The organism is Nostoc sp. XA010 (assembly GCF_020829625.1).
Taxonomy (GTDB): Bacteria; Cyanobacteriota; Cyanobacteriia; order Cyanobacteriales; family Nostocaceae; genus Nostoc.
In genome coordinates this window covers 131,344-156,151 of sequence record NZ_JAIVFX010000007.1, presented here as the reverse complement: position 1 = coordinate 156,151, position 24,808 = coordinate 131,344, and the positions used below count along the sequence as shown (strand labels likewise).

Genomic DNA, 24,808 nt, shown 5'->3' with positions numbered 1-24,808 from the left:
TATTAATTCTTGCCATTTCTGAAACTTTAGATTTTGCGATTTGCAATAATCGAGAATGGCAACGATGTCTACGACGGGCTGCGCCTACGCAATTATTTGGGTTTGACAAAATTTTAATTACTAGCGCACATCCTAATTTGTCGCTACCGTTTTCTTTCCATTCTTGCCTTCCAGACTGGCAACAAATGACGGTTGCTCCGCGTTAGGAGTTGGCGACTGGCCTCGCAGTCCCTTACTACGCTGGGTTTTAGGAACTCCTCCCGCCATGCCATACTCTACACTGCTTTTGCCATATCGAAAACTACTAATGGATGACAATGAGGCACTAACTTTTGTGAAATCTCTCTTTGGCACGTTGGAAGCTGACATTGAGGCAGCATGATTGCTTGTAGTGCAACGCATCCCTCTGTAAGATGCGTTGCACTAGTTTGCCTACATTTAATTAAAGCTCGGTTTTACGTGAACCGAGCATTGATTGAGATTTTATTTGATGATTATCATGGCAGTTAGAAGATGTTTTAAAAGGCCCGTAAGTTATAATTTTGCAGTTTTGCACTGGGTTAAGTACAACGCAAAATTAAGCTTTTAGCTATGTACTAAGATGCAATGCTTTGCTAACCGTGAGAGCAAAAAACCCTTTTAAAACATCATCTTCAAAAAACGCAATTACTTTGTATATAAGACAAAGTAATTTTACTTGCGAGTTAGATTAAGCAGTTCTTTGGGAGAAGCAAGTAAGTCAATAGCCACAAAGTAAATTTGACCTTGAGGATCGAGTAAAAATCGCCAAGCAATGTTCATCCCAACATTACCTCCAAACCAAGGAGTTTCGACTGTACCAGTAACTTTATGCTGTGTATAACCATCTTCTATAGTTTCCGAAACCCCTTTGGTTGGCTTCATCACTAACCCTTGACCCTCATCTCGTAGGTAGGCAGTGATTGCTTCTTGCCCAACAATTGGTTTTTGGAAAGGTGGTTGCAGCGCACCATTGTTAGCAAATAAAGCTACAGCAGCTTCAAAGTTATCTGCATTCATAGCTTCAATGTATTTCAGCACTGTTGGTTCTGTAACTCCCTCAATAGTAAATTTGGGACTTAGGGATGCACGCGGGAACTTAAAGTTTATGACTTCTGCCTGTTTGTTATCAGCCAGAGACGGATCAAACCCCATATTTACTACAGTATTGCGTAGTACAGTAATTTGCTGACTCTGATCGATTCTCTGAACAGCTTCTAGCACTGCTTTAACTTGGGTTGACATTTGATAGCCTGCTGGCATAGGAGCGACGATACCCTGTTTCATCCACTCTCCTAACTGCCACCAGAATCCCAATTTGGCGTTGACACCAAAGTATGCATAAGAACGGCTGATAGGAGTATCTGCATTACTCGCTAAATCTCTCATTAACTGCGTTTGTTGTTCATGAGACATCTGCTTAATATCGTTGAATATACCTTCCATTAATTGGAGATTTGCTTTTCCGGGAGCAGCTGGAGTAATTGTACGACCTAGTTCAGCGTAGGCATACCAGAGAAATGCCAATTGATCGTCAATGTTGAGTTTAGCAAACATTGCTGTAGTGGCTGGAACAGCATCTGCCACTTGAGTGCTAGAAAAAATATTCCGTGCAGATTCGATAGTATAACTCATGCTTGTTACCTTAAAGATTTACCTATTCAGTAGTTGCTTTCGGCTACATTTTGCAGCTTGAGGGATAAATCTAGGGCATTTTTCCTAGATGACACAATTATCCCTAGATATTTAAATCCGAATTATTATTCACTACTCTGGTATCATAGCTGGTAAACATTAACAAAAGACTAAGATTTATAAGATTTATCTGATGAATATCATTGAATGAAATGTATATCTACTATTTATTTTCAATTGATGGTCTAATAAAAGTAGTTTTTTAAAAAAGATATCCTTCTAAAGGAAGATATCTAACTGAATAGCATCTATCTATATAGATAAATATATCTAGTTTTTGAACTTTTCGGCAAGAAAAATAGAATTTGCTAATTGCTTAAATTAGTTTTTTTAATTACTGTATGGATTGCAGCAGATTTATATTTAGCCGTAGGTTGAGCTAAATAAAGTGAAGTCTGTCTAATGCAAACTTCGGTTCGTTTATTAGTAATTGTTCCACCCGAAGTTCCCCGATGGAATGGAAGCAGAATTGTTTCAATTGAATTAGATAACGCTATTCCCATAAATCACTTATCTGTTCGCAGGGCAAACACCCAGTCAAAAAAATGGGTAGAAGGAGTATTTGTCAGAACTAACGAACAAATTAAACTTGGATATGCTCGTAAAAATGAGGCAAAAGAATACAAAGCTACCTATGTTTATGGTGTGTCTGATGCTTGTCCAAAGGAATAAAAAAAATGAGAATATTAACAAATTCAGTGTAGCCTTAACCCCTCGTAAATATCGCTTATCAAATCGTAAATCCTACCTGGACTGTATGAAATAATTGATTACACCTAAAATTATTAAATGAACCGGATAGAACACATAAAACCATCTAGCCCGTGAACCTTGTCTACCATTGAATTGAAAAACAATGAATCCTGCAAAAACTGCCCAAATTTGAAATATATAATTTATAGATAAAATTACTAAAATCAAGTGCAAAATGCACCAGTAGAGCAACCATACTCTGGGATTGAGTTTGTCTATTAAAGACATCAATAAAATTACTCCAATCCCATATCCGCCATACTCAAAGCCCAAGACCTCAGAAATTGCTGCACACAATCCAATAATTATTAGTTGCTGCCATAATTGTGTACAAAGCCTTACTAAGCGCAACATCACAAGTCCAAGAAAAAGCGTGAAGAGAATATTAAATGAGAACTTTTGGAAAACAACAGTATAGATTGGCTGAGATAGAATTGCTGTAATTAATAGCCTGCCTCCATAGCGGTACACATTTTGGGTATGTTTTTCGCCTTTAGCCAGAAGCCATGCAAACAGGGGAAAGCTCAATCGCCCAATAAAGTGCAATATTAAAAAGTCTGGCATTAGCAAATAGCACACATGATCCATAACCATGAATACTGCGGCTAAGATTTTAATGCTGAAAGCTGAAAATTTAATCATAAGGTTGAGTTTTACCGTTAAAATTGCAAATAGGTTCTTAGCGATCGCTTGCTGGTTCAAAAAATATCCTGAGTGAAATCCTCCGCTTCTTGGGGGTTGCTCAAACCTTCAACGCCAGCCCTAAGCTGAAGGAGAACCTTAGCTTGCTGGGTTGACTGTAGCTACCTAACTTACCCATAGATTCATAAAGCCGATGAATAAAAATCAATATTTATAATTTTTATTTGGTAAGAGTAATAAAAGAGCGCTACTAAATACTAGCAATTTGATAACATTAACAAAGTTGATGATTGTTTAGACCCAAATTAGGCGATGTCTACGGCGGGCTAACGCCTACGCCCTCTTCAGCAGATTAGCAAAAACACTATGGCAAAGCGTAAAAAAAGCAATCTCCAGTGGATTAAAGAAACCCTTGAACTAAAGCCTGACCATCATTGGGAATCTCCATCAGGCTATAAAATATTTGTTGCGAATCGTGGGGCTGTTCGCTTCAATGTTCCGCAGGATTGGGTTTTTGAGCCACAAGAAAAATCCTTCAAGTTCCTCGATAAAAAACCCCCCAACGATGATTGCTGTCTGGAAGTATCTTTCAATCCTCTGCCACCCAATGATTGGAGCAAGTTTCCGCTAAAATCTACCTTGAAGAAAGTTCTGGAAAACGACAGCCGCAACATCATTGCTAAGGGAGAAATTATTACCGTCAAGCGCCAAACCGCCAAAATTGTCTGGACAGAGATGAAGTTCATTGACACTCAGGAAGAACCACGGGAAGCTTTTTCGCGGACTTGCATTGCTTTGGGGTCGAATATTCAGTGCTTGATTACATTTGATTATTGGGTAGATCAAGCAGAACAATTAATACCCGTTTGGGATGAAGCGATCCGTAGTCTCACGCTAGGGTTGTATATTCGTGACCCCATGACTGGTCTGGCTTTCCCAGACTGAAGCCCAAGAATGATTGCTCAAGCTTCCTTGAACGTTGCATATTTGGGGGATGAATTGAGATTTCTGAACAAAGCTAAAGGTAAATTCTTTACTTATTTGTGCTTTGCGTGTTAGCGTACCTTTCCGGGGAAGCAAGCTACGCGGAGCGTTTCGTAGATAAGCGGGCCGTAGCCCGTTAAAAATCATCTCATTAATCAGCAACAACGTTACTTGCAACCGCTCAACTGCACCCTTATCTGGCTTAGTGCGATCGCAAATTATGTTGCCAGAGGCATTTGCTTTTTCAACAAAAAGAGCAATGGGTAATTACAGATGATCCACTCAAATTTAAATTTGGTAACGTCATTCAGGTTGATTTGGGTGCAGAAAGACTGGTTGCAGCTGAAAGGGCAGGTGATTGTGCAATGGATAAAATAACTAAGTATCGAGAGTATATTCAGACCTTGCTCACTCGTTATGCCAGTGACGATGTTTCAAATGATAAGGTGGAGGCTCAACTTATCTTCGATACAGAGCGAGATCATTATCAGTGGATAAATTTGGGTTTTTACATCTTTGGTGTGGTAATATCTGCAAGGTGTATATTTACACTCAGCCTGGATTAAAATATATACTTTATAGATAATTATGCCGATTCAATGGCATGGAGTCACTGCAATGTCAATTGATGAAGTTGAAACCCAGCAAAATAACGATCTAGCTCAACCCGCTACAGGCTTACTAGAAAGCCTAGTAAAGCCAAAAGACAAGAAAAAATCTAAAAAATCAAAACGGATTTTTGATGGTAGCACAGAAGCTTTTACTAAGAAAATTCCTAAAAAGACTTTTGAAACTGAACTAAAGCAACTCCAGATTGAGCTAGTCAAAATGCAATACTGGATTAAGCACACTGGCTATCGGGTTGTCGTCATATTTGAAGGGCGCGATGCTGCCGGCAAAGGAGGAGTAATTAAACGCATTGCCGATCCACTCAATCCTCGTGGCTGTCGTGTAGTTGCTCTGGGAACTCCTTCCGATCGTGAGAAAACTCAGTGGTATTTTCAGCGGTACGTGCAACATCTTCCGACAGCAGGCGAAATTGTCCTCTTCGATCGCAGTTGGTACAACCGAGCCGGAGTTGAACGGGTGATGGGTTTTTGCACCGAAGCAGAATATCAAGAATTCATGCAATCTTGCCCGGAATTTGAACGAATGCTGGTGCGATCGGGCATTGTTTTAATCAAGTACTGGTTCTCCGTCAGCGATGAAGAACAAGAGAAACGCTTTCTTTCTCGCAGTCACGATCCAGCAAGACGCTGGAAACTCAGCCCAATGGATTTAGAATCACGCGATCGCTGGGTAGAATTCTCCAAAGCAAAAGATACCATGTTTGCTTACACAAATATTCCAGAAGCCCCCTGGTTTACCATTGAAGCAGATGATAAAAAGCGGGCGCGGCTCAACTGCATTCATCATTTGTTGAGCAAAGTTCCTTACGAAGATATGACGCCTCCTCCCTTAGAGCTTCCGTCTAGACCTATGGCTGAGGATTATGTTCGCGCCCCCCGCAATGAGCAATTTTTTGTGCCTCAAGTGTATTAAGCAATATTCCTGAGTCAAAACTATGGCGTACAGCGACTTTACTCTAGAAAAAGTTTCGGCTGTTTTGGGAATTACCACCCAAGAAGCCGATCTTTTTCCCAAGCTTGTACCTCTTTCTATTCCTTCGTGGTTAAATGAAACTTTAGGAAAGCGAACCCAATTAGCTCTGATTAGTGAAAAGGCTCGGAGCGAATTTATTATTGTACCGATTTTACTAACCTGTCGCGATCTCAGCCAAGATACCTTGGCTATTTTCTCTGGACAAAGACTTGACGTTGATCCTTCACAGGGCTTGATTGGGGAATGCGATTTTATTTTAGCAATGGCTCCACCTTTACCACCGTTGCGTAGCCCAATTATCACTGTTGTGGAAGCGAAGAAAAATGATGTTGAAGCTGGGTTAGGGCAGTGCATAGCGCAAATGGTGGCGGCGGATTTATTCAATCGTTCATCTGGACAAGCAGAAATACCTGTGTATGGATGCGTGACAACAGGAGAAGTATGGCAGTTTCTTCAACTTTCGCAAAAAGTAACTTTGATTGATAAGCAAAGATATTACTTGGATAACGTAGGAGCAATTTTGGCAATTATACAGACAATTGTTCAGCAATTCAGTAGTTAATTTGTGTAACTCTTTGTTCTCGTAAGTGGATGAATCTACTTTTGAGTTGGGGCATAGGCGTAGCCCCTCGTAGACATTGCATGACGGGTTACTTCTTGTGCATTTCACAGACAATTCCCCAAAAGCAAAGCTTTAGTACAATTCTAGGCAATGCAGACTTGGATTATTGAGTAGCTCCTGAATTATCTCCACCCCAGAACGGAGTAAAGATTCAACTTGCTTTGTGGGTGCATTTCCGCAACGTAGCCATACAACTTTAGGTGGAGAACCGTACAAACGGCTTCTTTCGGCAAAGTCTACATCTTGAGTTACGATGCAAAAGTCATTGGTTTTAGCAAATTCCCATATTTAAGTATCAATCTTCACTTATTGTGATTTATGATAAGACAAAGTATTGTTGACCGAATTTATCAAGATAATCTAGACCTTCTCAAATTCCTAGAGGATAAAAATGAGCCATCTTTTATGGTTCAATTTAATACTGTTTTTACCAAAATTTTACTACTCTCAGCAGCAAGTTACTTTGAACATGAGATTTGTAGAATGGTTCAAACATTTATTGAGTATAAAACTCAGAATGATGAATGCATTGTTTCAATAGTTAAACAGAAGGCGATTGAAAGACAATATCACACATATTTCGATTGGGAAGGAAGAAATGCTAACAAGTTTTTTTCTTTATTCGGTAAAAGATTTAAAGAAAATAGATTAAAAGATGTAAAAGAAGATACTAATTTAGATTCTGCAATTAAGTCATTTCTAGAGCTAGGCAATGAGCGCAATAAGTTAGTACATCAAAACTTTGCAGATTGCGCTATCGAAAAGACAGCGGAAGAAGTTTATAAACTTTATCAGCAAGCAACACTATTTATAGATTTTCTAGATCGGCAATTTAACAGTTTATAATTTAAAGTTGCCAATTCAAGTAGCGTTATAATAATCAGCGGATGAGGTTTGTTATCTGCTGCTCAATTTAGGCGTTACGCACCATTTAATCTAAAATATCGTCATTAAAAATAGTCTTTCATTTTACAGTTTTTCTTTGAGCAAAATGCAAGCAAAATCTAAAAACCAGACTCCATAAGAGTTATACTGTCTAAAGCATCAAAACAGATTGTTCTTAGATAACCCTGCAACTGGCATTTAGGCTAGAAATAGGCTCTTTTTTCTCCCGCCGCTAAAAAACCTTGCATTATTATGATGTTTAAGAGCGTTGGCGCGTAGCCCGCCGTAGGCATCACTAGGTTCGGAGTAATCCCAAGAGTGCATTTGACGGAAAGGAAGACCCATCTTTTGGAAGACGTACTTCTCTTTCACACCAGAAGCTACTAGGTCAGGCTTCAGCGCTTTGATAAATTCCTCGAATTCGTAAGCGGTAACGTCGTCATAAACGATGGTGCCGTTTTCGATGTAGCCAGCGGTACGTTTGTAATCGTCATTATGAGCGAACTCATAACCTGTACCAATCATCTTCATGCCCAAGTCTAGGAAAGCTGGGACAACGTGGCGAGGACGTAGACCACCAACCATGATGGCGACAGTCTTACCTTCCAAGCGGGGGCGATACTTACCGATTACCGCATCCATTGTTGGCTGATACTTGGCGATTACCTTCTCAGCGTTTGCTTGGATTGTCTCGTCAAACTTGGAAGCGATTTCCCGTAAAGATTCAGCAATCTTGGTGGGGCCGAAGAAGTTGTATTCCAACCAGGGTATACCGTAAGCTTCTTCCATGTGACGGCTGATGTAGTTCATCGACCGATAACAGTGGATAAGGTTCATCTTCACATTGGGGGTCATCAACATTTCGTTGATGGTGCCATCACCTGACCACTGAGCGACTACGCGCAAGCCGATTTCTTCTAACAGGATGCGGCTAGCCCAAGCATCTCCACCGATGTTGTAGTCACCGATAACGGCTACGTCATAAGGGGTACCTTCAAACTTGAGTGTACCGTCTTTCTTGGCTTGGTCGGATTTGGTGAAAACCCAGTCACGAATCATGTCGTTAGCAATGTGGTGCCCCAAAGATTGGGAAACACCCCGGAAGCCTTCGCAACGCACAGGTACAACTGGCTTGCCAATTTCTTTCGATGTCTTCCGAGCAACAGCTTCGATGTCATCCCCAATTAGACCGATGGGACATTCAGATTGAATGGAAACACCACGGTTGAGTGGGAAAAGTACATCAAGTTCTTGGATGAGCTTGGTAAGTTTCTTGTCTCCACCAAAAACGATATCTCTTTCTTGGAAGTCGGAGGTGAAGTTCATGGTACCAAAGGAGTCAATACCTGTGGTGCCGATGTAGTAGTTACGACGACCAGACCAAGACCAGTAACCGCAACCAACAGGCCCGTGGCTGATGTGGATCATGTCCTTAATAGGACCCCAAACCACACCTTTAGAACCGGCGTAAGCACAACCACGAGCGGTCATTACCCCAGGAAGGGATTTAACGTTAGACTTAACACCGCAATCGGACTTACCTTCTTCGTATACACTTAAGTGCTTTTCCCGTTTTTTCTTAGCTTTATCGGGATAAGCTTCTAGAACTTCTTTAATTAGTTCTTTTCTTTCTTCGATGATGTTTTGATTTTCTGGAGGTGTCATATTTAGCCTCTGTGACTCGTAAGGATCGGGGCATAGGGGGACTAGGAGTCCCCTCTAAGATTAGGGGGGAGATGCAAGGGAGAGAGGAAAAGGTAAGATATAGGACTCTTCCTTTTTCCTTGTGCTAAAGCGTTATTTCTTAGCAGCGAATTATACTACAGGAGCTTCAGCAGCACTCTTACCAACTAGCATTGCAGTATTTTCGTCGCTTTCGAGGATACCGAATTCAATCAACAATTCTTCTAGTTCTTCCATTTCGATGGGTGTAGGAATAGCTAGATTCTTGTTGTCGATAATTTTCTGAGCCAAAATCCGGTATTCGTTAGCTTGGTTGCTTTCTGGTGCGTACTCGTTAACAGTCATCCGGCGCAATTCTGCGTGTTGAACGATGTTGTCACGGGGTACGAAGTGAATCATTTGGGTGTTCAACCGTTTTGCCAAGGTTTCGATTAGTTCGATTTCCCGGTCAGTGTTACGGCTGTTACAAATCAAACCACCCAAACGCACGCCACCTGTGTGAGCATACTTAAGAACACCACGAGCGATGTTGTTAGCAGCATACATCGCCATCATTTCACCTGATGTCACGATGTAGATTTCTTGTGCCTTGCCTTCACGGATAGGCATTGCGAAACCACCGCACACAACGTCACCTAATACGTCGTAAGATACGAAGTCTAGGTTTTGGTAAGCACCGTTTTCTTCTAAGAAGTTGATGGCGGTAATAATACCACGACCGGCGCAACCTACACCGGGTTCTGGACCACCAGATTCTACGCAACGAACGTCACGGAAACCGGTTAACATTACTTCTTCGAGTTCGATATCTTCTACTGCACCACGTTCTGCGGCGAGGTGAAGAACGGTTGTTTGAGCTTTGCTGTGCAGCATCAAACGGGTGGAGTCAGCTTTAGGGTCGCAACCGACGATGAGGATGCGTTGACCCATTTCTGCCATAGCTGCTAAGGTGTTTTGGGAAGTGGTAGATTTACCGATACCGCCCTTACCGTAGAAAGCTATCTGTCTAATGTTTTCGTCAGTCATTGTTCGTGTTTCCCTGCAATTAGTTGGTTGGTGGGTCTGTGCGTTTGTCAGTTGCGTTCACGCCAGTTGAGCGACAGTAGTGAGCGCGTGTAGAGCATCGTTGGTACCGTTGGCATAAATGCCTGCTGGGGGCGATCGCTCCACAGCCAAAATTATTGACAGTAAGTACATCGTTCTTCCTCGTTAAAATTTTTTTCTTTTTGTTGTTTGTCCTTTGTCCTTTGTCATTTGTTTTGACAAAGAACAAAGAAAATTACGCAATTTACAAATACGTCTTAATGTGTTTCAGCTTGCAAGATTCAATAGGGCTTGATGTTGTTATTTGTCAACAATCAATGCATAAGTCCTATTACTTGTTCAAAATAGCGCCCTTCATATTTGTGACGCGATCTAGTGCAGCTTTGGTGTTTTCTGCTGACACTCCACGCACAGCCATTGCTTCACCGAGATGCTTGGCGATCGCATCGAAGTGTGGTTGCTGTAGGTTCATTCCAGCGTGGGTTTTGTCCATTGGACGACCGCCGTATTGCTTTGGCCCTTCAAATATTTGAGCTAAGAAAGCAACTAGATGATTACGTTGCTTTGCCATGTCTGTACCAGCAAAAATGGGATTGAGGAGGCTGTCTGCGGCAATGCGTTTGTGGAGTTCATCTACTACTTGTTCAATAGCTGGTTGTCCACCAATGTTATCGTACAATGTGCTCATATCCTGTTCCTTTGAAGCGAGTTGGATGATGAAATTTGCAAGTAGGCGCTTAATTTTTTGCCTATATGCTATTAGCCGTGATAGCTAATCTAGCTATCGGTTCTCGGTAGGATTGAAGCATTGATGTGGAGACAATTATATGGTTCAAATCCTACTTTCTATTCCTGGCTGAATGCATATTAGGGCGTATTTGTAGAATACGTTAAGTCCTACAGCAATTCCTAAACTGCTTCGACTACAAGGCTCTTGCTGACACGATCTTGTAATCTGGCTTCGATCGCAATTTTCAGAGTTGCTGTACTACTAGAACAGGAACCGCAAGCACCTTGCAGTACAACTTTAACGCGATCGCCTTCTACATCATAGAGTTCTACATCTCCCCCGTCTGCAATCAGTACGGGTCTGACTTCTTCATCAAGAACCTTTTGAATTAGAGCAATCTTTTGGACGTTTGTTAGCGCTCGTTCCTTAGATGTAACAATTTCTGTGGCAACTTGTACGCCGTAATTGTTGAGAGCAGGTGAGGCGTATTCCTGTTGAACTGATCTAATAATATCATCAATGTTCGCCAGACAGGAACCGCATCCGCCACCAGCTTTTACATAATTTGTTACTTGTTCAGCATCCGTGAGATGATTTTCTAGAATCACGCGACGAATCTTAGATTCGCTGATGCCAAAACAACTGCAAACTAACGCACCTTCATCATCATCATCGTGGGTAGCTAGAGGTATGCCACGATAATTATAGATAGCAGCTTCTAGCGCTTCTTGTCCCATAACAGAGCAATGCATCTTTGCTTCTGGCAAACCACCAAGGTAATCTGCAATGTCTTTGTTGGACACTTTCAGAGCTTCATCTAAGGTTAAACCTTTGATCATTTCGGTTAATGCACTAGAAGATGCGATCGCACTAGTACAACCAAAGGTTTGAAAGCGAGCATCTAGAATTTTATCAGATTCTACTTCCACTTTCAGGTGCAATCTTAGAGCATCACCGCAAGCAATGCTACCGATTTCTCCCGTTGCAACCTTAACTCCAGGTTCGCTCGTTTCTTCGATTGCTCCCTGATTTTTGGGATCGTAAAACAGTTCTAATACTTTATCGGTGTAGTCCCACATATTAAGTTCCGAGTGCTGAGTGGTGAGTGCTGAGTGAGGTTAGGCGACAGGTGACAGGTGATAGAGAACAGATTATTCCCTGTAATCTGTAACCTATTCCCTAATTAACGATGCGCCAATGCTTGCTCCTGTTCTTGCAGCCAACCCGCGTCATCATTTTTGAAGGGTGAGAGGGCGCGTAAACGTTCTACAATACTGGGCATTACCTCTATCACTCGATCGATTTCGGCTTCTGTGGTGTAGCGACAAAGACTGAAGCGAATAGAACCGTGCAAAGTTGTATAGGGTAAGCCCATTGCCCGCAGGACGTGGGAAGGTTCCAGTGAACCAGAGGTGCAAGCAGAACCAGATGATGCACAGATACCGTATTTATTCAAGGATAGCAAGATAGCTTCACCTTCAATATACTTGAAGCCGATATTTGTAGTGTTGGGCAATCTCTGCGTAACGTCACCGTTAACGACACAATCGGGAATTGTAGCGAGTAAAGTTTGTTCGAGGCGATCGCGCAGCTTTCTTTCTCTTGTGATCGCTTCTTCTAAGTGTAACAGTTCTAGTTCCGCAGCTTTGCCCAAGGCGATAATTGCTGGGACATTCTCTGTTCCCGCTCTACGTCCGCGTTCTTGGTGTCCCCCAAGAATGAAGGGACGGAACCGAACTCCGCGCCGAATATATAAAGCACCAATTCCTTTTGGCCCGTGTAGCTTGTGACCAGACAGGGTTAACATATCCACGGTGCTAGTTTTCATATTCAACGGGATTTTTCCCACTGCTTGCACCGCATCTACATGGAAGATAGCGCCAGATTCTTTGACGCGCAACCCAATTTGCTCAATTGGGAAAATCGTCCCGGTTTCGTTATTAGCATACATAATTGTCACCAAGGCGGTGTTACCCGTCAAGGAAGCTTCTAGTTCATCTAGATCCAGCTGCCCTTGATGATTTACTGATAGATAGGTAACACTATAACCTTGGGTTTCTAATTGTTTGCAGACATTGAGTACTGCTGGATGTTCAACTTGGGTGGTGACAATGTGGCGCTTTTCTGGTTGTGCCAACAGTGCGGCTCGAATCGCCGCGTTATCTCCCTCAGTTCCACAACTTGTGTAGACAATTTCTGACTCATCGGCTCCCAGGATGGCTGCAAGTTGTTCTCTTGCTGTTCTCACTGCTTTACCGACTTGCCCACCAAAGGTATGCATACTGGAGGGATTGCCGTAATAATCTGTGAGGTAAGGTAGCATTACCTCTATAACTTCTGAATCTACCTTAGTGGTAGCATTATTATCAAGATAGATGCAGTTATTTTGCATTGTTGTCTTCAATTACGAATTACGAATTATTTGGGATTGACGCTTTTGCAACTGCTCTGAGTATTTCTGAGAATAGCTTTTAAACCAACGTTCCCAGTAATCTTGTTTATTTGTTAATTTAGCAACTACGTGATTGTAATTGGTAAACCAGCCTTCCCAATAATCGCTAGGCTGCTTAACGCAACCGTCGCATGTGGGACAACCAGCTTTACACTGAGGCACGGTATGAATGCTACCAATACAGTTTGTACAAAGTTCAGGGTCAATCCAGTGCTGTCCGTCAACCACTTTAACTGCATTTGTGGGACATACCGTTAGACAGAGATTGCAGGAAATACACTGGCTAGTAAGAATTTTGTAAGCCATGATTTATTCTCCTTTTGGGGAATGGTTACTGGGGATTGGGTACTGGGTACTGGGTACTGGGTAATGGATACTGGATACTGGATACTGGATACTGGATACTGGATACTGGGTATTGATTGGGAAAATTCTTCCTTAATTCCCAGTCCCCAGTCCCCAGTCCCCAGTCCCCAGTCCCTAATCCCTAATTCCCTAATTCCTTAACGTATTGCTCGTAGAACTCTAAAGCAACCTTTTCAATTACGTCGTAAGCTTCAATAGTCTTGATTCCAGCTTCTTGCAATTTTTCTTGAGGACAGTTACCAATCTTGGAGACTAAAACTGCTTTGCAATCTGCGATCGCTTTCATAATATGCTCAAAAGAAGCTTCTTCGCCGTATCCACCTTGGCAGTATTGGTCAATTTTGCGATGACTGACAAAGCGAACTTCGTCCCCACCCACTTCGTAAATTTGGAATTCTTTCGCATGACCGAAATGTTGGTTAACCAATCCGCCGCCTTTGGTTGCTACTGCAACTAGGACTTTAGGACTGTTGGCAAATTTCTTGCCGGCAAGCGCCTTATCTTTGGCTACTTTAAGTTCTTCTTTAAACTTCTCAATTCCTTCGTGAACGGTAGCGCGTTGCTCCATGTCATATTCTGGAGTCATTTCCAAGAATTTCTCTTTGGAAAATTCCTGGCTGCGGTCTTCTCCCAACAATCCTACTGCATCGGCGCGACACTGGCGACAGTGGCGCATCATTTTCATGTTACCGGAGCAATTGTCTTGAACTTCTTTGAGTTCTTTGGGTGTGGGGCCACGTTGACCGATTAAACCAAAGTGTGTGCCATGTTCTGGTGCAGAAATCAATGGCATGATGTTGTGCAAGAATGCACCTTTCTCACGAATGACTCGATTCACTTCGACTAAGTGATGGTCATTAATTCCGGGAATCATTACGGAGTTAACTTTGCACAAGATGTCAGCATCTTTTAGGGCTTGCAATCCTTCCATCTGTCTTTCGTGGAGAATTCTTGCGCCTTCAAGACCTCTATAACGCTTGCGTCTGTAGTGAACCCAAGGATAAATCTGAGCACCGATCTCTGGATCTACCATGTTAATGGTGATCGTAACGTGATCTATATTTAATTGTTTAATGCGATCGATGTAGTCAGGCAGCATTAAACCATTGGTTGATAAGCACAGCTTGATGTCTGGTGCTTGTTCTGCAATCAACTCAAATGTGCGGAAAGTCTTTTCTGGGTTTGCCAGAGGGTCGCCAGGACCAGCAATTCCCACAACTGTCATTTGCGGAATCTTACCACCAATGACCAAAGCTTTGTGTGCTGCTTCTTCTGGTGTTAGCAATTCGCTAACTACTCCAGGACGGCTTTCGTTAGCGCAATCATATTTGCGGTTGCAATAGTTGCATTGGATGTTGCAAGCTGGTGCAACTGCAACGTGCAACCGGGCATAGTGGTGATGGGCGTCTTCGCTGTAGCAGGGATGTTTAGCAATGCGTTCTTCGAGCTTTTGATCCCTTTCCACGGTGGCGCTGCTGGGGCTGTCGCAGCCGCAACCACCGGACTTTGCTTGGGTTGTCGATTCCGTAGCGTTGGAGTTGAGGAGTCGTGTAGACGGTGATGTCATTGAGTTTCGCAAAAGGTCGGTGGACTTGGCTGCCACTGTGGGAGATGTTGCTGCTCTCTATGCCCAGAATTGAAGTCGCGTCTTCCACACTTCCTGCAAACCCTTGGGTTCGGGCAACTTGTTTTCAAGTAAGGCAGGCGATAGATATCTGATGTTCGGCTGGTGTGTCAACGTTCGGTTCTTGGGTAGAATTTGTGCTTACAGCCGCGACTTCTCTTCACTTCAGGCATAGTGCTATGTCATCCCTCCACTCACTTTTCGCTTTGTTTTGTTTCAGAGCGTTAGGTGATTGGCGATATAAGATTTATAGCAGCCGTCTCCTCGCCAGATGTTGCGTCTCTCGAGGATAGAATTTATTGGATTTATTACGTTTGTACTCAAATACTAAAAACCCTAATTCTTCAAGCATTACAAGAATTAAAAAAGTTTTTTTCGGGTAGGGGTTCTAGTATTTTTTGGTTGGGGTTCTAGTGTTTATAGATAGGGGTTCAGGATTTCTTTGTACTCAGTCAAAACCCAATCCCAGTAAGGAATTTAATCTACTTGTAACTGGGTTTGGGTTATTTAAATGTGTACTCACATTGCCCTCAAATTCCGTCAAAAGCAATAAATGCCAAGGGTTTGAGGGTGAAAAACTGGAGTAATCTATATTGTTCTACTCCATAAATGTGCAAAATTTAATTCTGTATCTAACATATCATTTTTTTCAGGGTAAAAATGCACTTCATATTCTTTTAATTTTTCTTTGATAAGGATGTTCAATTATGCCTTTAAGCCTTGTCTGGTAAGCTGTAGAAGCTAATGGAAATAGATGTGTTGCTGCATATAATTTTCAAAAAACTTAACTTTTAACTCGTTTTTTTTCATTCCCACAATGAGGAGATGGGTAGGAAACTCTGAGATTTTGTGTTTAAGAGAAACAACAAACTATAATCTAACATGATTGAGCGATCGCAATGATTTTTCTGAATTGCTTACTACAAACCTTAACGAAAAACCCCATTCCCGTGTCGGGAATGGGGAAAGTTCAAAGTCTTTCTCCTTTTAGGCTACGGTGGGTGTATACACAAGTCGAATTACCCCCCTTAATCCCCCCTTTACAAGGGGGGAAACCGTAAAATCTTGTTCCCTCCCCTTTATAAGGGGAGGGCTAGGGTGGGGTAAAACCTTGGTTAATCAGCTATTTCAGACTTGTGTGTACACCGTAGCCTAAAAGGAGAGAGAAATAGAAGTGAGGTTTTCCAGAAGCCGCGCTTACTATTTGGCTACAATCAAACCAAGCGTGAAAAAATCTGAAGTTATGATCGCCATCCCCCAACAGCCGCCAAAAATGACCGTTGAGGAATATCTCGAATGGGAACCTCAGCAAGACATTCACTATGAATATGCCAATGGCGAAGTATTTGCTATCACAGGCGGTACAATTCCCCATAATGACATTGCACTTAACTTGTACACTGCCTTACACCCTCATTTGCGTTCTAGAGGTTGTCGAGTGAATGTGTCAGGTGTGAAAATGCAACTTACTCCCCAGAGTCGCTACTATTATCCTGATGTTATTGTCAGTTGCGACCCTCAAGACCTCAATGCCCGCAACTTTATTCAACATCCCAAGTTGATTGTCGAAGTTCTTTCGCCAGGTACAAGCGCGAAAGATCGGGGTGAAAAATTTACTTATTATCTCACAATCCCCAGTTTGCAAGAATATATCTTGATTGACTCGGAACAAATCTCCGTTGAGCGTTACTGTCGGGGTGAGGGTAGGATGTGGCTTTACTATCCCTACATGGGTGGAGATATCGTCACTCTATCGAGCATTCAATTTGAATGCCCAATTGAATTGCTCTATGAAGGTGTTGTATTTACCACTGAAGAATAAAGAGAATGTTCGCTGTTGTCTTTTAAAGAGCGATGTCTACGACGGGCTGCGCTTACGCACCTTAAGCAATTGCATAGCCTGTGTAGGGTCTTAACTCAGGTGGACGAAAGCCAAAGACGATATGTTCTTTAGCAATTCCAGCCCGTTCTAAATCGGCGGCAATGCCTTCTTCAGTGCCATCCCGTTTAATGCAGATTTTGCCATCAATCAGGTCAATATGAACTAGATAGCCGTGAATGCGGCGATCGCGTAGTGTGCCGTAGGCATTCGCCATTCCAACCTATCCATCCACAAATAGCGAGTCTCCTTCTCCAGCTTGCCCATAAATGATTATTTATGGGCAAGCTGGAGAAGGAGTCAAGTAAAGTTTGGTGTTGAAACAACAATATATCAAGAGTTTCGATTGACATACGTTACCAAACTTTAGAATGTGTCCCATTTTGCAGGTATTTCTGCTGAACCTTCATTACGTATTTATACAATGCTAAAGATTGCATAAAGGTTAAATAAAGCACAACTTTTTTCTTTGAGGTTCGAGCATACTTATTTTATTAAGACAATTTAGTTACTAGTGATAAGACTTAGAAAGGAAAATTTAGAATGAACTACAAGTACGCAATAGTCTTGGGAATCGTGGCATTCTCCAGTTTTCAAGCGGAAGCAAAAGCCGCTTCTGTTTCTATGCTGGGAACGGCGAATAGCTTCGGGGTCTTGGGTGGCTCGACGGTGACCAACACCGGATCGTCTGTCATCACGGAAAATCTGGGTGTCAGCCCAGGTTCTTCAGCCACTGGCTTTCCTCCAGGGATCGTGACCGGAACGATATTCACCGCTGATGCAGTCGCGGCTCAGGCTCAGGTAGATAACGCAACTGCATACAAATTTCTAGCAAGCTTGAGTAGCAATATGGATTTGACTAGTCAGGATCTGGGTGGACTCATACTCACGCCTGGCGTCTATTCTTTTATGTCATCGGCTCAGTTGACGGGAACACTCACGCTCAACAACTTAGGTGACCCCAATGCGCTCTTCGTTTTCAAGATAGGAAGCACCCTCACGACCGCAAGCAACTCGTCTGTTCTCACGACCACAGGTGACATTCCCAATGTGTTTTTCCAGGTAGGCAGCTCTGCGACTCTCGGCACCGGCACTCAGTTCGTGGGAAATATTCTAGCACTCACGAGCATCACCCTGACTACTGGCGCAAACATTAAGTGCGGTAGAGCCTTGGCGCAAAATGGTGCCGTCACGCTGGATACCAACAATGTCTCCAACGTCTGCGATACGATGCCACAAGAAGTCCCAGAACCAGTCCCAGAACCTGACTCATCAATTGGTGTTCTCGGCTTTGGGCTAGTGAGTCTGTTGTTCGCCTTCAAGAAAAGGCTCCTTTCCTGCTATGCCACTATAGGCACGATTTAAACATTTATTGGCTTCATTATTCTCTGGTTAAACTCTCAAAATCCTTTTCTGAATTTCGTGTAGGGTTTCAATTACAGGGCAAACGCATCTAAAGTATAAGAATCCTTTAATAGCAAGGGTTTCGGCGTTTTTAAATTTAGCCTATTTTTTCGTCAATATCCTTACCCAGTAAGGGTTTCAGAAATACCGTGCGTTCGCCCTGGTTTCAATTAATCACTTGTTTACATTTAATCATGTATACATTATTTCAGTTGCTTCAAGACCCAGCGATAAAGGTTTTTAACCTTTATTGAGGGTTCAGCCGGGATACGCGCAAAACAAGACACGTTGTAAAACTTTAAATCAAGAGTTTGAAACCCACCTCCGTGGGTTTTGCCTGTAATAGCCCAGATTTCTAATCGCCTGGGCAAGGTAATGCTAACTCCCATGCGTAGGCGTAGCCCTAGACATCGCTACACTGTAGTCATAAGCTGTCTGAGTTCATTCAGTCAAACAGGGTAGCAGGAGGAATGCGATGAAAGCAGTGGTTATCCGTCGATATGGCGGCGCTGAAGTGTTGCAATATGAAGATGTGGAGCAGCCGAAAATTGAGCCAACGCAGTTACTTGTGAAAGTTCTTGCTAGTAGCGTTAATCCCATTGATTGGAAAATTCGCCAAGGAATGTTGAGTTTGATTACCGGCAGCAAATTTCCAAAGATTCTGGGGTTTGATGTGGCGGGAGAAGTTGTAGAGGTTGGCTCCCAAGTTACTCGCTTTAAACCAGGAGATGCTATTTATGGCAGTACTAGCTTCCCTGGAGGAGGTTACGCAGAGTTTGCAGCCATCCCAGAAAACTTGGCGGTGCTTAAACCAACGAATTTATCTTATGAAGAAGCTGCTGCTGTGCCTTTAGCAGCGCTCACATGTCTACAAGCGCTGCGAGATCAAGGAAATATTCAAAGAGGACAAAATGTTTTAATTAATGGTGCTGCGGGCGGTGTTGGGATTTTTGCAGTGCAAATTGCTAAGGCTTTAGGGGCAGTAGTGACGGGAGTCAGCAGTACCAAAAATTTGGATTTGGTGAAATCTTTGGGAGCAGACCGCGTGATTGATTATACGCAGCAAGATTTCACCCAAGATACAGTGCAGTATGACATTATCTTTGATGCAGTGGGTAAGCGATCGCTCTCACAAACCAAAAGAGTCCTCAAACCCAACGGAATTTATATCAGCACATTACCCAGCCCTGAAGTCTTGTTAGAGAGCGTCTTAACAGCGTTCCTTCCCGGTCAAAAAGCGAAATTTCTCTTTGAGAAACCTAACGTTAAAGACTTGCTTTTTCTCAAAGAATTAATTGAAGCGGATAAAATTCGTGTGGTGATTGATCGCACATATCCCTTACAACAACTAGCGGCGGCTCATGCTTATAGCGAAACTGGGCGTGCAGTGGGAAAAATTGCGATCGCGCAACTTGTCTAAACATCGCAGTTTTTAGTTGATTCGAGGATAATAACGCCAAAAGCAGCACAGTTAATTCAATTTTTGATTTTGGATAATAAAATTGTTTTCACGTTTAAATTCGCTTGCTCTGGGACTTTTTAAATTTTGGATTTTGGCCAATTCAATCCAAAATCCAAAATTCGGTCAGTGGTGCTACTTGACTTGTATAAACGATATTATGTTATCGAAGTCAGCTCCAACAGATTTATAATCACCAGCACTAAACTCACGGCATCGACCACCAGTTTCATTTTGGCAGACACGTACCACTTTACCGGGTGGTACACTTAATGAGCTAATAGCGTCATTCCCTACAACATTTAAGTCACCTTCGATGGCTTTGTATACTCCTGGACTTGTAGGAAAAGACTGGGAAACTCCAGTCAAGTTAGGATCTCTGTAGACCTTAACCTCTCCTGGCGGCGTGTAGGAAAGCTTGTAGATAGTACCACTGTAGTCATCCGAAATTAACAAATTACCTTGCAGATCGACTGCCATATCTACCGGTCGCCCCCAGACTTTTTGTGTTGTTGGAACTAGCCAACCGTTGACTAAATCCATCTCTTCTCCTAGAGTCTTTGTCGTACTGTTCCAGGGAAAGTAAGCTATTTTGTAGCCCGTTTTCTTCTGCCGATTCCATGAACCATGCAGCCCTGCCACTGCCCCACTTGAGTACAGGCTGGGGAACTTAGTATTTTGTAAAAATGTTAGTCCCAAGGGAGCAGAATGGGCTTGAATACCCTTGTTAATCCTGTCCATTGCATTGCAATTAACACTTCCATCACGATTGAACTCATAGTCGCGGTCAAACGGCATATTGTTGAGGCCAGCTGACGTGTCAGGATTGGGGTTGCAGAATGGCCAACCGTAGTTACCGCCATCTCGGACTTTCGTGAACTCCTCTGGCGGGTGGTTGTCTACGTAAGAGGGGATAATCTTACCGTAATTGCCACTACTATCGTTGAAGGGATAGCGGATCTCATCTCGATTATTAACCACTACCCAAAGGTCATTTGTGCCAGGTAAGAATGCTAATCCTTCGGCATTACGTAAACCTTGGGCAAAAAGCCGTTGATTGGTTCCATTCGCATTGTATTGGTAAATCGCACCGCGTTTTGGGTTACTAACAGTATCTTCCTTGCAAGCATTGCACGTAGAGGCGATCGACACGTAGAGTTTGTTATTGGCATCAAGTGCGATATTTTTTAGCTCGTGACCATAAGAGCCTTTGAGTTCTGATGTGCTGCTGTCTGGTAAGCCAGTTATAACGATTTGGCGATTTTTGGCGACTATATCTCCAGATTTGTAGATGAAGCGGTTAATTTGATGAGTCTCAGAGATATAAACGTATGTGGTGTTGTCAATCTTATGAAACACAATGTCGTGTGGTCTGCGTAGACCTGTCACGAAGTCAGAAATAATTGGGTCTTTGCTGCCATTTGCCCGGACAATTAATACTTTACCCGTACTTGGCTGTGATACTAGAAGATCCCCATTGGGAGCAACTGCCATAAAGCGAGCTTTGTTAATGCGAGCATAAACAGAGGCGGAGAAATTGGGCGGCACTTTCAAGTAACGATTGGTATTAAAAGGCGCAGAGGTCATTGTACTAGGCACTTTAACCTTAGTTTCAACAGACGCAGGGGGCGGGTTGCCCAACGCGGCGGCGGTAAGAACCTCTAAGGACATTAGACTCAGTAGCGATGTGGCTAATATGCCTCCAAGTATCTGTGTTGGTTTTAAAGCAAATGCAACCATCTTAAACTTCCCTCTAGCTTTGTAGTGATTTATCTTACACCGAACTCTCGGCTAGCCGATTTTAGCGGGAGTTTGCACAAAGTTAACTCAGAGGTACTAGTTTTTTAAAATACTTAAAATATCTTTATGTACTCTTATTTTTCTTAACTCATCAAAAAATGGGTGAACCGAAAGTTACCAAGAAAGGCAGGGCGATCGCTCTTTTAAACCAAAAAATTCTTCACACTTAACGGAATTATCACCACCCTATCTTCGCCTAAAAGCATTATACAAAGAGTTTTAACAGCATTACTTCTAAGTCACAAAGCCAAGTTTGTGTTTGAAAAAACCAACACGAAACCTAACCCCCTTCCCGACGCGGGAAGGGGGAAAATTCAAAGTCTCTCTCCTTTTAGGAGAGAGATTTAGAGAGAGGTTCTTGAGATCCCTGTGATATTTCTGCAATAACCCCAAAATCTGTAAACATTACCCTAGCTAGTGGATATACTCGTAATCAAACTTTCAACAGAAGCGAGTATTATGCTGGACTGGTTAGCTATTTGGGGTGTAACTCAGGCCGCCGGGTTTATTTTTAAACCCATTCTGGAAGACTTAGCCAAAGATGCTGCTAAAGATTGGGCTAAAGATTTATTAAAAGGCATCCCTGGCAAGATTTTCCAGAAACTTAAGAAGGAAGACATAGAAATTGCTGCTGGTAAAGCGTTAAAGGAATTTTTGCAACTCATGCAGCAGCAGTTAAAGGCTCGTTGCAAACTTGCTGAAATTGAGATTAAAGAGTACACCACAGACATCAAGAAGTTTCTCAGCGATAAGTCGGTTACAGAAATTCTTGGTAAAGCTTTTGATATTAATTGTGAATCTCTAGACGCTAAAACTCTAGAAGATAGTTGGAACAGGCTGCAATTAAAAACTTTGCCATCTAAGTTTAACTGGCAATCACTTACAGAACAGTATTTTACACAAGTGCAAGAAATCCTTTTAGAATCAAAAGAATTACAGCATATCCTAGAATTGCAAAATTTATCTGATATTGAAATTAATACCAAAGAAATTGCTGGTGTTATTGTAGATTTTAATTTAGTGAAATATCAAGAAGGAATCCGCGAACGCTATGGCAATCTCAAATTAGATAGCTTAGATACTAGCGGCTATGCCTATAACGAACTTAAATTATGGCAGATTTTTACTGTTCAAAATGTCCGGGAAACTCATCAAGTTTTAGCACAAGTTCACGAACTGCCTAAAGAACATCTGAGACGGCTGCGAGAAAGTGACCAAGTATAAGCTGAAGTGGAATTAGAAGAATTAGAACGCCACAAACGAGTTTATTTTGAACAGCCGATCCGTTCAGTTATAGATGTTGTCAATAAAAAGCCAGATTATAAATACATTGTGATTTTGGGCGATCCTGGTTCAGGTAAGTCTACATTGTTGCAATTTCTGGCTTTGAATTGGGCAGAGTCACCACTGGATAATGTTATATCATTACCAATTCCGTTGCTAATTGAATTACGCACTTATATGCGGCGACGGGAAGATAAAGAGTGCAATAATTTTCTAGAATTCTTCCATAAATGTAGTGGCGCAATTGCTCATCTCAATCAGCTTGAACTAGATAAAAAATTAAAAGCTGGTAATGCTTTAGTGATGTTTGATGGTTTGGATGAGGTATTTGACCCTGGTAAGCGAGAGGATGTAATTACTGATATTCATCGCTTTACTAATGACTATCCTGATGTGCAGGTAATTGTCACTTCTCGGATTATTGGCTATAAACCGCAACGATTGCTTAATGCTGAGTTTCGCCACTTTATATTACAAGATTTAGACTCAAAACAAATTCAGGATTTTATCTACCGTTGGCATGAGTTAACTTTTACCGATGCAGTAGATAAGGTGAGAAAACGGGAACGGCTACAAAGAGGAATTGAAGCTTCCAAATCTATTGCAGAATTGGCGGGAAATCCTCTGCTGTTGACGATGATGGCAATTCTTAATCGGAATCAAGAGCTACCAAGAGATAGAGCGACACTTTACGATCAAGCATCGCGGGTGTTGCTGCATCAATGGGATGTGGAACGCGCTTTGACAGAAGATAAGAGGTTAGATCCCAAAACGATTGATTATAAAGATAAGCAAGCGATGCTGCGTCAGGTTGCTTATCTTATGCAAACTGGTGAGAAAGGTTTGGCAGGTAATTTGATTAATGAAAATGATTTAGTCAAAGTTCTGACTGATTATCTCAAAACCATAGAGTTTGATAAACCCAGAGAAGCTGCGAAGGTGATGATTAATCAACTACGGACTCGCAACTTTATGTTATGTTTCCTCGGTGCAGATTATTATGCTTTTGTGCATCGGACATTTTTAGAATATTTCTGTGCTTGGGAGTTTGTTTGGCAGTTTAAGGAAACGCAAACGCTGACTATTGAGGAACTGAAGAATGAAGTTTTTGGCAAACACTGGCAAGATGAAAGTTGGCATGAAGTCTTGCTGCTAATTGCGGGAATGATTGAGCCAAGATTTGTTGGAGAGATTCTTGACTATTTAATGGCGCAAGATGGCGAAGGGGAAAAGTTTGCCAATCTCTTTTTAGCAGCTAAGTGTCTTGTAGAGGTGAGAAATCGCTCGGTCATTGTGTCAACGGCTAATAAATTACTTAATAAGCTCAAAGACTTAACTAAATATGACCTCTGGTACTATTATGACCCCCAGCGATATGGAGAAGAAACTAAGCTAGTTAAGGAAATTCGCACTCAAGCAGTCACAGCAATTGTAACGACCTGGCAAGAATCTCTCGACACCAAAAGCTGGCTCAAACAACAAGCTACTAAGGATGATGACCGGGTTGTGCGAAGTGCAGCAGTTCGAGAATTAGCCAAGAACTTCAAAGATGACCCCGACACCAAAACCTTGCTCAAAGAAGGCGCTAACCAGGATAGTGACAGCGATGTGCGAAGTGCAGCAGTCGAAGAATTAGCCAAGAACTTTAAAGATGACCCTGACACCAAAACCTGGCTCAAAGAACGTGCTACCCAGGATGATAATGAGTATGTGCGAAGTGCAGCAGTCGAAGAATTAGCCAAGAACTTCAAAGATGACCCTGACACCAAAACCTGGCTCAAAGAACGTGCTACCCAGGATGATAATGAGTATGTGCGAAGTACAGCAGTCGAAGAATTAGCCAAGAACTTCAAAGATGACCCTGACACCAAAACCTGGCTTA

At 42.3% G+C, this 24,808-nt stretch carries 22 protein-coding genes and 1 pseudogene; 10 read left to right on the top strand and 13 right to left on the bottom strand.

The genetic code is table 11. The features are described 5' to 3' along the window. Nucleotides 1-132 precede the first annotated feature (132 nt). Both LC608_RS13115 and LC608_RS13110 read right to left on the bottom strand, forming a co-directional pair. Nucleotides 133-402, bottom strand: coding sequence for a hypothetical protein (locus tag LC608_RS13115; protein WP_229554106.1), 270 nt, complete (start codon nt 400-402; stop codon nt 133-135). A 291-nt stretch (nt 403-693) separates the two neighbouring features. Then, a complete protein-coding gene (locus LC608_RS13110; protein ID WP_229553964.1) occupies nt 694-1,653 on the bottom strand; it encodes an orange carotenoid-binding protein in 960 nt (319 codons plus the stop codon). Between the two features lie 462 nt (nt 1,654-2,115). Here LC608_RS13110 and LC608_RS13105 point away from each other — a divergent pair, with 462 nt between their 5' ends. Continuing rightward, nucleotides 2,116-2,385, top strand: a complete 270-nt coding sequence (locus tag LC608_RS13105; RefSeq protein WP_229553963.1) for a hypothetical protein — start codon at nt 2,116-2,118, stop codon at nt 2,383-2,385. Nucleotides 2,386-2,457: 72 nt separating this feature from the next. On the opposite strand, the gene LC608_RS13100 is transcribed toward LC608_RS13105, so the two are convergent. Beyond that, entirely contained in the window at nt 2,458-3,108 is a 651-nt protein-coding gene (locus LC608_RS13100) for a TraX family protein (RefSeq protein ID WP_229553962.1), read from the bottom strand. A gap of 366 nt (nt 3,109-3,474) precedes the next feature. On the opposite strand from LC608_RS13100, the gene LC608_RS13095 reads away from it, so the two are divergent. The 4 genes from LC608_RS13095 (at nt 3,475) to LC608_RS13080 (ending at nt 6,256) form a co-directional block, all read left to right on the top strand. Continuing rightward, nucleotides 3,475-4,053, top strand: a complete 579-nt coding sequence (locus LC608_RS13095; RefSeq protein WP_229553961.1) for a hypothetical protein — start codon at nt 3,475-3,477, stop codon at nt 4,051-4,053. A gap of 275 nt (nt 4,054-4,328) precedes the next feature. Further along, complete coding sequence (locus LC608_RS13090; protein ID WP_229553960.1) at nt 4,329-4,658, top strand: element excision factor XisI family protein; 330 nt, start codon at nt 4,329-4,331, stop codon at nt 4,656-4,658. A 22-nt stretch (nt 4,659-4,680) separates the two neighbouring features. After that, nucleotides 4,681-5,634 carry a polyphosphate kinase 2 gene (gene ppk2, locus LC608_RS13085; RefSeq protein ID WP_229553959.1) on the top strand — a complete coding sequence of 318 codons (954 nt, stop codon included), beginning with the start codon at nt 4,681-4,683 and terminating at the stop codon, nt 5,632-5,634. A gap of 22 nt (nt 5,635-5,656) precedes the next feature. Then, nucleotides 5,657-6,256: a hypothetical protein gene (locus LC608_RS13080; RefSeq protein ID WP_229553958.1), complete on the top strand. Its 600-nt coding sequence runs from the start codon at nt 5,657-5,659 to the stop codon at nt 6,254-6,256. A 132-nt stretch (nt 6,257-6,388) separates the two neighbouring features. On the opposite strand, the gene LC608_RS13075 is transcribed toward LC608_RS13080, so the two are convergent. Continuing rightward, nucleotides 6,389-6,604: a DUF5615 family PIN-like protein gene (locus tag LC608_RS13075; RefSeq protein ID WP_308189872.1), complete on the bottom strand. Its 216-nt coding sequence runs from the start codon at nt 6,602-6,604 to the stop codon at nt 6,389-6,391. A 30-nt stretch (nt 6,605-6,634) separates the two neighbouring features. Here LC608_RS13075 and LC608_RS13070 point away from each other — a divergent pair, with 30 nt between their 5' ends. Further along, nucleotides 6,635-7,162, top strand: a complete 528-nt coding sequence (locus LC608_RS13070) for a HEPN domain-containing protein (protein WP_229553957.1) — start codon at nt 6,635-6,637, stop codon at nt 7,160-7,162. Between the two features lie 237 nt (nt 7,163-7,399). On the opposite strand, the gene nifD is transcribed toward LC608_RS13070, so the two are convergent. From nifD to nifB, 7 genes are all read right to left on the bottom strand, one after another. After that, a complete protein-coding gene (gene nifD, locus LC608_RS13065; RefSeq protein WP_229553956.1) occupies nt 7,400-8,866 on the bottom strand; it encodes a nitrogenase molybdenum-iron protein alpha chain in 1,467 nt (488 codons plus the stop codon). Nucleotides 8,867-9,016: 150 nt separating this feature from the next. Beyond that, the gene (gene nifH, locus LC608_RS13060) at nt 9,017-9,910 is read right to left on the bottom strand and encodes a nitrogenase iron protein (RefSeq protein ID WP_229553955.1); all 894 of its coding nucleotides are present in this window, start codon (nt 9,908-9,910) and stop codon (nt 9,017-9,019) included. A 349-nt stretch (nt 9,911-10,259) separates the two neighbouring features. Beyond that, nucleotides 10,260-10,616 (bottom strand): group 1 truncated hemoglobin, encoded by a 357-nt coding sequence (locus LC608_RS13055; protein ID WP_229470888.1) that lies wholly within the window; start codon nt 10,614-10,616, stop codon nt 10,260-10,262. 221 nt (nt 10,617-10,837) lie between these two features. Next, entirely contained in the window at nt 10,838-11,737 is a 900-nt protein-coding gene (nifU, locus tag LC608_RS13050; protein WP_229553954.1) for a Fe-S cluster assembly protein NifU, read from the bottom strand. Nucleotides 11,738-11,841: 104 nt separating this feature from the next. Further along, nucleotides 11,842-13,050 carry a cysteine desulfurase NifS gene (nifS, locus tag LC608_RS13045; protein ID WP_229553953.1) on the bottom strand — a complete coding sequence of 403 codons (1,209 nt, stop codon included), beginning with the start codon at nt 13,048-13,050 and terminating at the stop codon, nt 11,842-11,844. 12 nt (nt 13,051-13,062) lie between these two features. Continuing rightward, nucleotides 13,063-13,416, bottom strand: coding sequence for a 4Fe-4S binding protein (locus LC608_RS13040; RefSeq protein WP_229553952.1), 354 nt, complete (start codon nt 13,414-13,416; stop codon nt 13,063-13,065). Between the two features lie 181 nt (nt 13,417-13,597). After that, nucleotides 13,598-15,043 (bottom strand): nitrogenase cofactor biosynthesis protein NifB, encoded by a 1,446-nt coding sequence (gene nifB, locus LC608_RS13035; RefSeq protein WP_229553951.1) that lies wholly within the window; start codon nt 15,041-15,043, stop codon nt 13,598-13,600. Between the two features lie 1,300 nt (nt 15,044-16,343). On the opposite strand from nifB, the gene LC608_RS13030 reads away from it, so the two are divergent. Continuing rightward, nucleotides 16,344-16,922 carry a Uma2 family endonuclease gene (locus LC608_RS13030; protein ID WP_229554097.1) on the top strand — a complete coding sequence of 193 codons (579 nt, stop codon included), beginning with the start codon at nt 16,344-16,346 and terminating at the stop codon, nt 16,920-16,922. Between the two features lie 61 nt (nt 16,923-16,983). On the opposite strand, the gene LC608_RS13025 is transcribed toward LC608_RS13030, so the two are convergent. Further along, nucleotides 16,984-17,196 (bottom strand): element excision factor XisI family protein, encoded by a 213-nt coding sequence (locus LC608_RS13025; RefSeq protein ID WP_229553950.1) that lies wholly within the window; start codon nt 17,194-17,196, stop codon nt 16,984-16,986. A gap of 326 nt (nt 17,197-17,522) precedes the next feature. Between LC608_RS13025 and LC608_RS13020 the strand changes: the two genes are divergently transcribed. Together LC608_RS13020 and LC608_RS13015 are read left to right on the top strand one after the other, a co-directional pair. Continuing rightward, on the top strand, nt 17,523-18,344 hold the full coding sequence (locus LC608_RS13020) for an ice-binding family protein (protein ID WP_229553949.1): 822 nt from the start codon (nt 17,523-17,525) through the stop codon (nt 18,342-18,344). Nucleotides 18,345-18,858: 514 nt separating this feature from the next. Beyond that, entirely contained in the window at nt 18,859-19,803 is a 945-nt protein-coding gene (locus LC608_RS13015) for an NAD(P)-dependent alcohol dehydrogenase (RefSeq protein WP_229553948.1), read from the top strand. Nucleotides 19,804-19,977: 174 nt separating this feature from the next. On the opposite strand, the gene LC608_RS13010 is transcribed toward LC608_RS13015, so the two are convergent. Beyond that, nucleotides 19,978-21,582 (bottom strand): sorbosone dehydrogenase family protein, encoded by a 1,605-nt coding sequence (locus LC608_RS13010; protein WP_229553947.1) that lies wholly within the window; start codon nt 21,580-21,582, stop codon nt 19,978-19,980. A gap of 519 nt (nt 21,583-22,101) precedes the next feature. On the opposite strand from LC608_RS13010, the pseudogene LC608_RS13005 reads away from it, so the two are divergent. Continuing rightward, a pseudogene (locus LC608_RS13005) lies at nt 22,102-24,808 on the top strand (HEAT repeat domain-containing protein); the annotation flags it as partial.

Bases quoted from the DNA above. Each gene is read 5' to 3' on its own strand.
- LC608_RS13095 (WP_229553961.1), top strand. From the start codon at position 3,475: ATGGCAAAGCGTAAAAAAAGCAATCTCCAGTGGATTAAAGAAACCCTT.
- LC608_RS13025 (WP_229553950.1), bottom strand. From the start codon at position 17,196: ATGGCGAATGCCTACGGCACACTACGCGATCGCCGCATTCACGGCTAT.
- LC608_RS13110 (WP_229553964.1), bottom strand. From the start codon at position 1,653: ATGAGTTATACTATCGAATCTGCACGGAATATTTTTTCTAGCACTCAA.
- LC608_RS13040 (WP_229553952.1), bottom strand. From the start codon at position 13,416: ATGGCTTACAAAATTCTTACTAGCCAGTGTATTTCCTGCAATCTCTGT.
- LC608_RS13070 (WP_229553957.1), top strand. From the start codon at position 6,635: ATGATAAGACAAAGTATTGTTGACCGAATTTATCAAGATAATCTAGAC.
- LC608_RS13100 (WP_229553962.1), bottom strand. From the start codon at position 3,108: ATGATTAAATTTTCAGCTTTCAGCATTAAAATCTTAGCCGCAGTATTC.
- LC608_RS13020 (WP_229553949.1), top strand. From the start codon at position 17,523: ATGAACTACAAGTACGCAATAGTCTTGGGAATCGTGGCATTCTCCAGT.
- nifH (WP_229553955.1), bottom strand. From the start codon at position 9,910: ATGACTGACGAAAACATTAGACAGATAGCTTTCTACGGTAAGGGCGGT.
- LC608_RS13055 (WP_229470888.1), bottom strand. From the start codon at position 10,616: ATGAGCACATTGTACGATAACATTGGTGGACAACCAGCTATTGAACAA.
- LC608_RS13115 (WP_229554106.1), bottom strand. From the start codon at position 402: ATGCGTTGCACTACAAGCAATCATGCTGCCTCAATGTCAGCTTCCAAC.
- LC608_RS13030 (WP_229554097.1), top strand. From the start codon at position 16,344: ATGATCGCCATCCCCCAACAGCCGCCAAAAATGACCGTTGAGGAATAT.
- LC608_RS13010 (WP_229553947.1), bottom strand. From the start codon at position 21,582: ATGGTTGCATTTGCTTTAAAACCAACACAGATACTTGGAGGCATATTA.
- nifS (WP_229553953.1), bottom strand. From the start codon at position 13,050: ATGCAAAATAACTGCATCTATCTTGATAATAATGCTACCACTAAGGTA.
- nifB (WP_229553951.1), bottom strand. From the start codon at position 15,043: ATGACATCACCGTCTACACGACTCCTCAACTCCAACGCTACGGAATCG.
- nifU (WP_229553954.1), bottom strand. From the start codon at position 11,737: ATGTGGGACTACACCGATAAAGTATTAGAACTGTTTTACGATCCCAAA.
- LC608_RS13080 (WP_229553958.1), top strand. From the start codon at position 5,657: ATGGCGTACAGCGACTTTACTCTAGAAAAAGTTTCGGCTGTTTTGGGA.
- nifD (WP_229553956.1), bottom strand. From the start codon at position 8,866: ATGACACCTCCAGAAAATCAAAACATCATCGAAGAAAGAAAAGAACTA.
- LC608_RS13015 (WP_229553948.1), top strand. From the start codon at position 18,859: ATGAAAGCAGTGGTTATCCGTCGATATGGCGGCGCTGAAGTGTTGCAA.
- LC608_RS13105 (WP_229553963.1), top strand. From the start codon at position 2,116: ATGCAAACTTCGGTTCGTTTATTAGTAATTGTTCCACCCGAAGTTCCC.
- ppk2 (WP_229553959.1), top strand. From the start codon at position 4,681: ATGCCGATTCAATGGCATGGAGTCACTGCAATGTCAATTGATGAAGTT.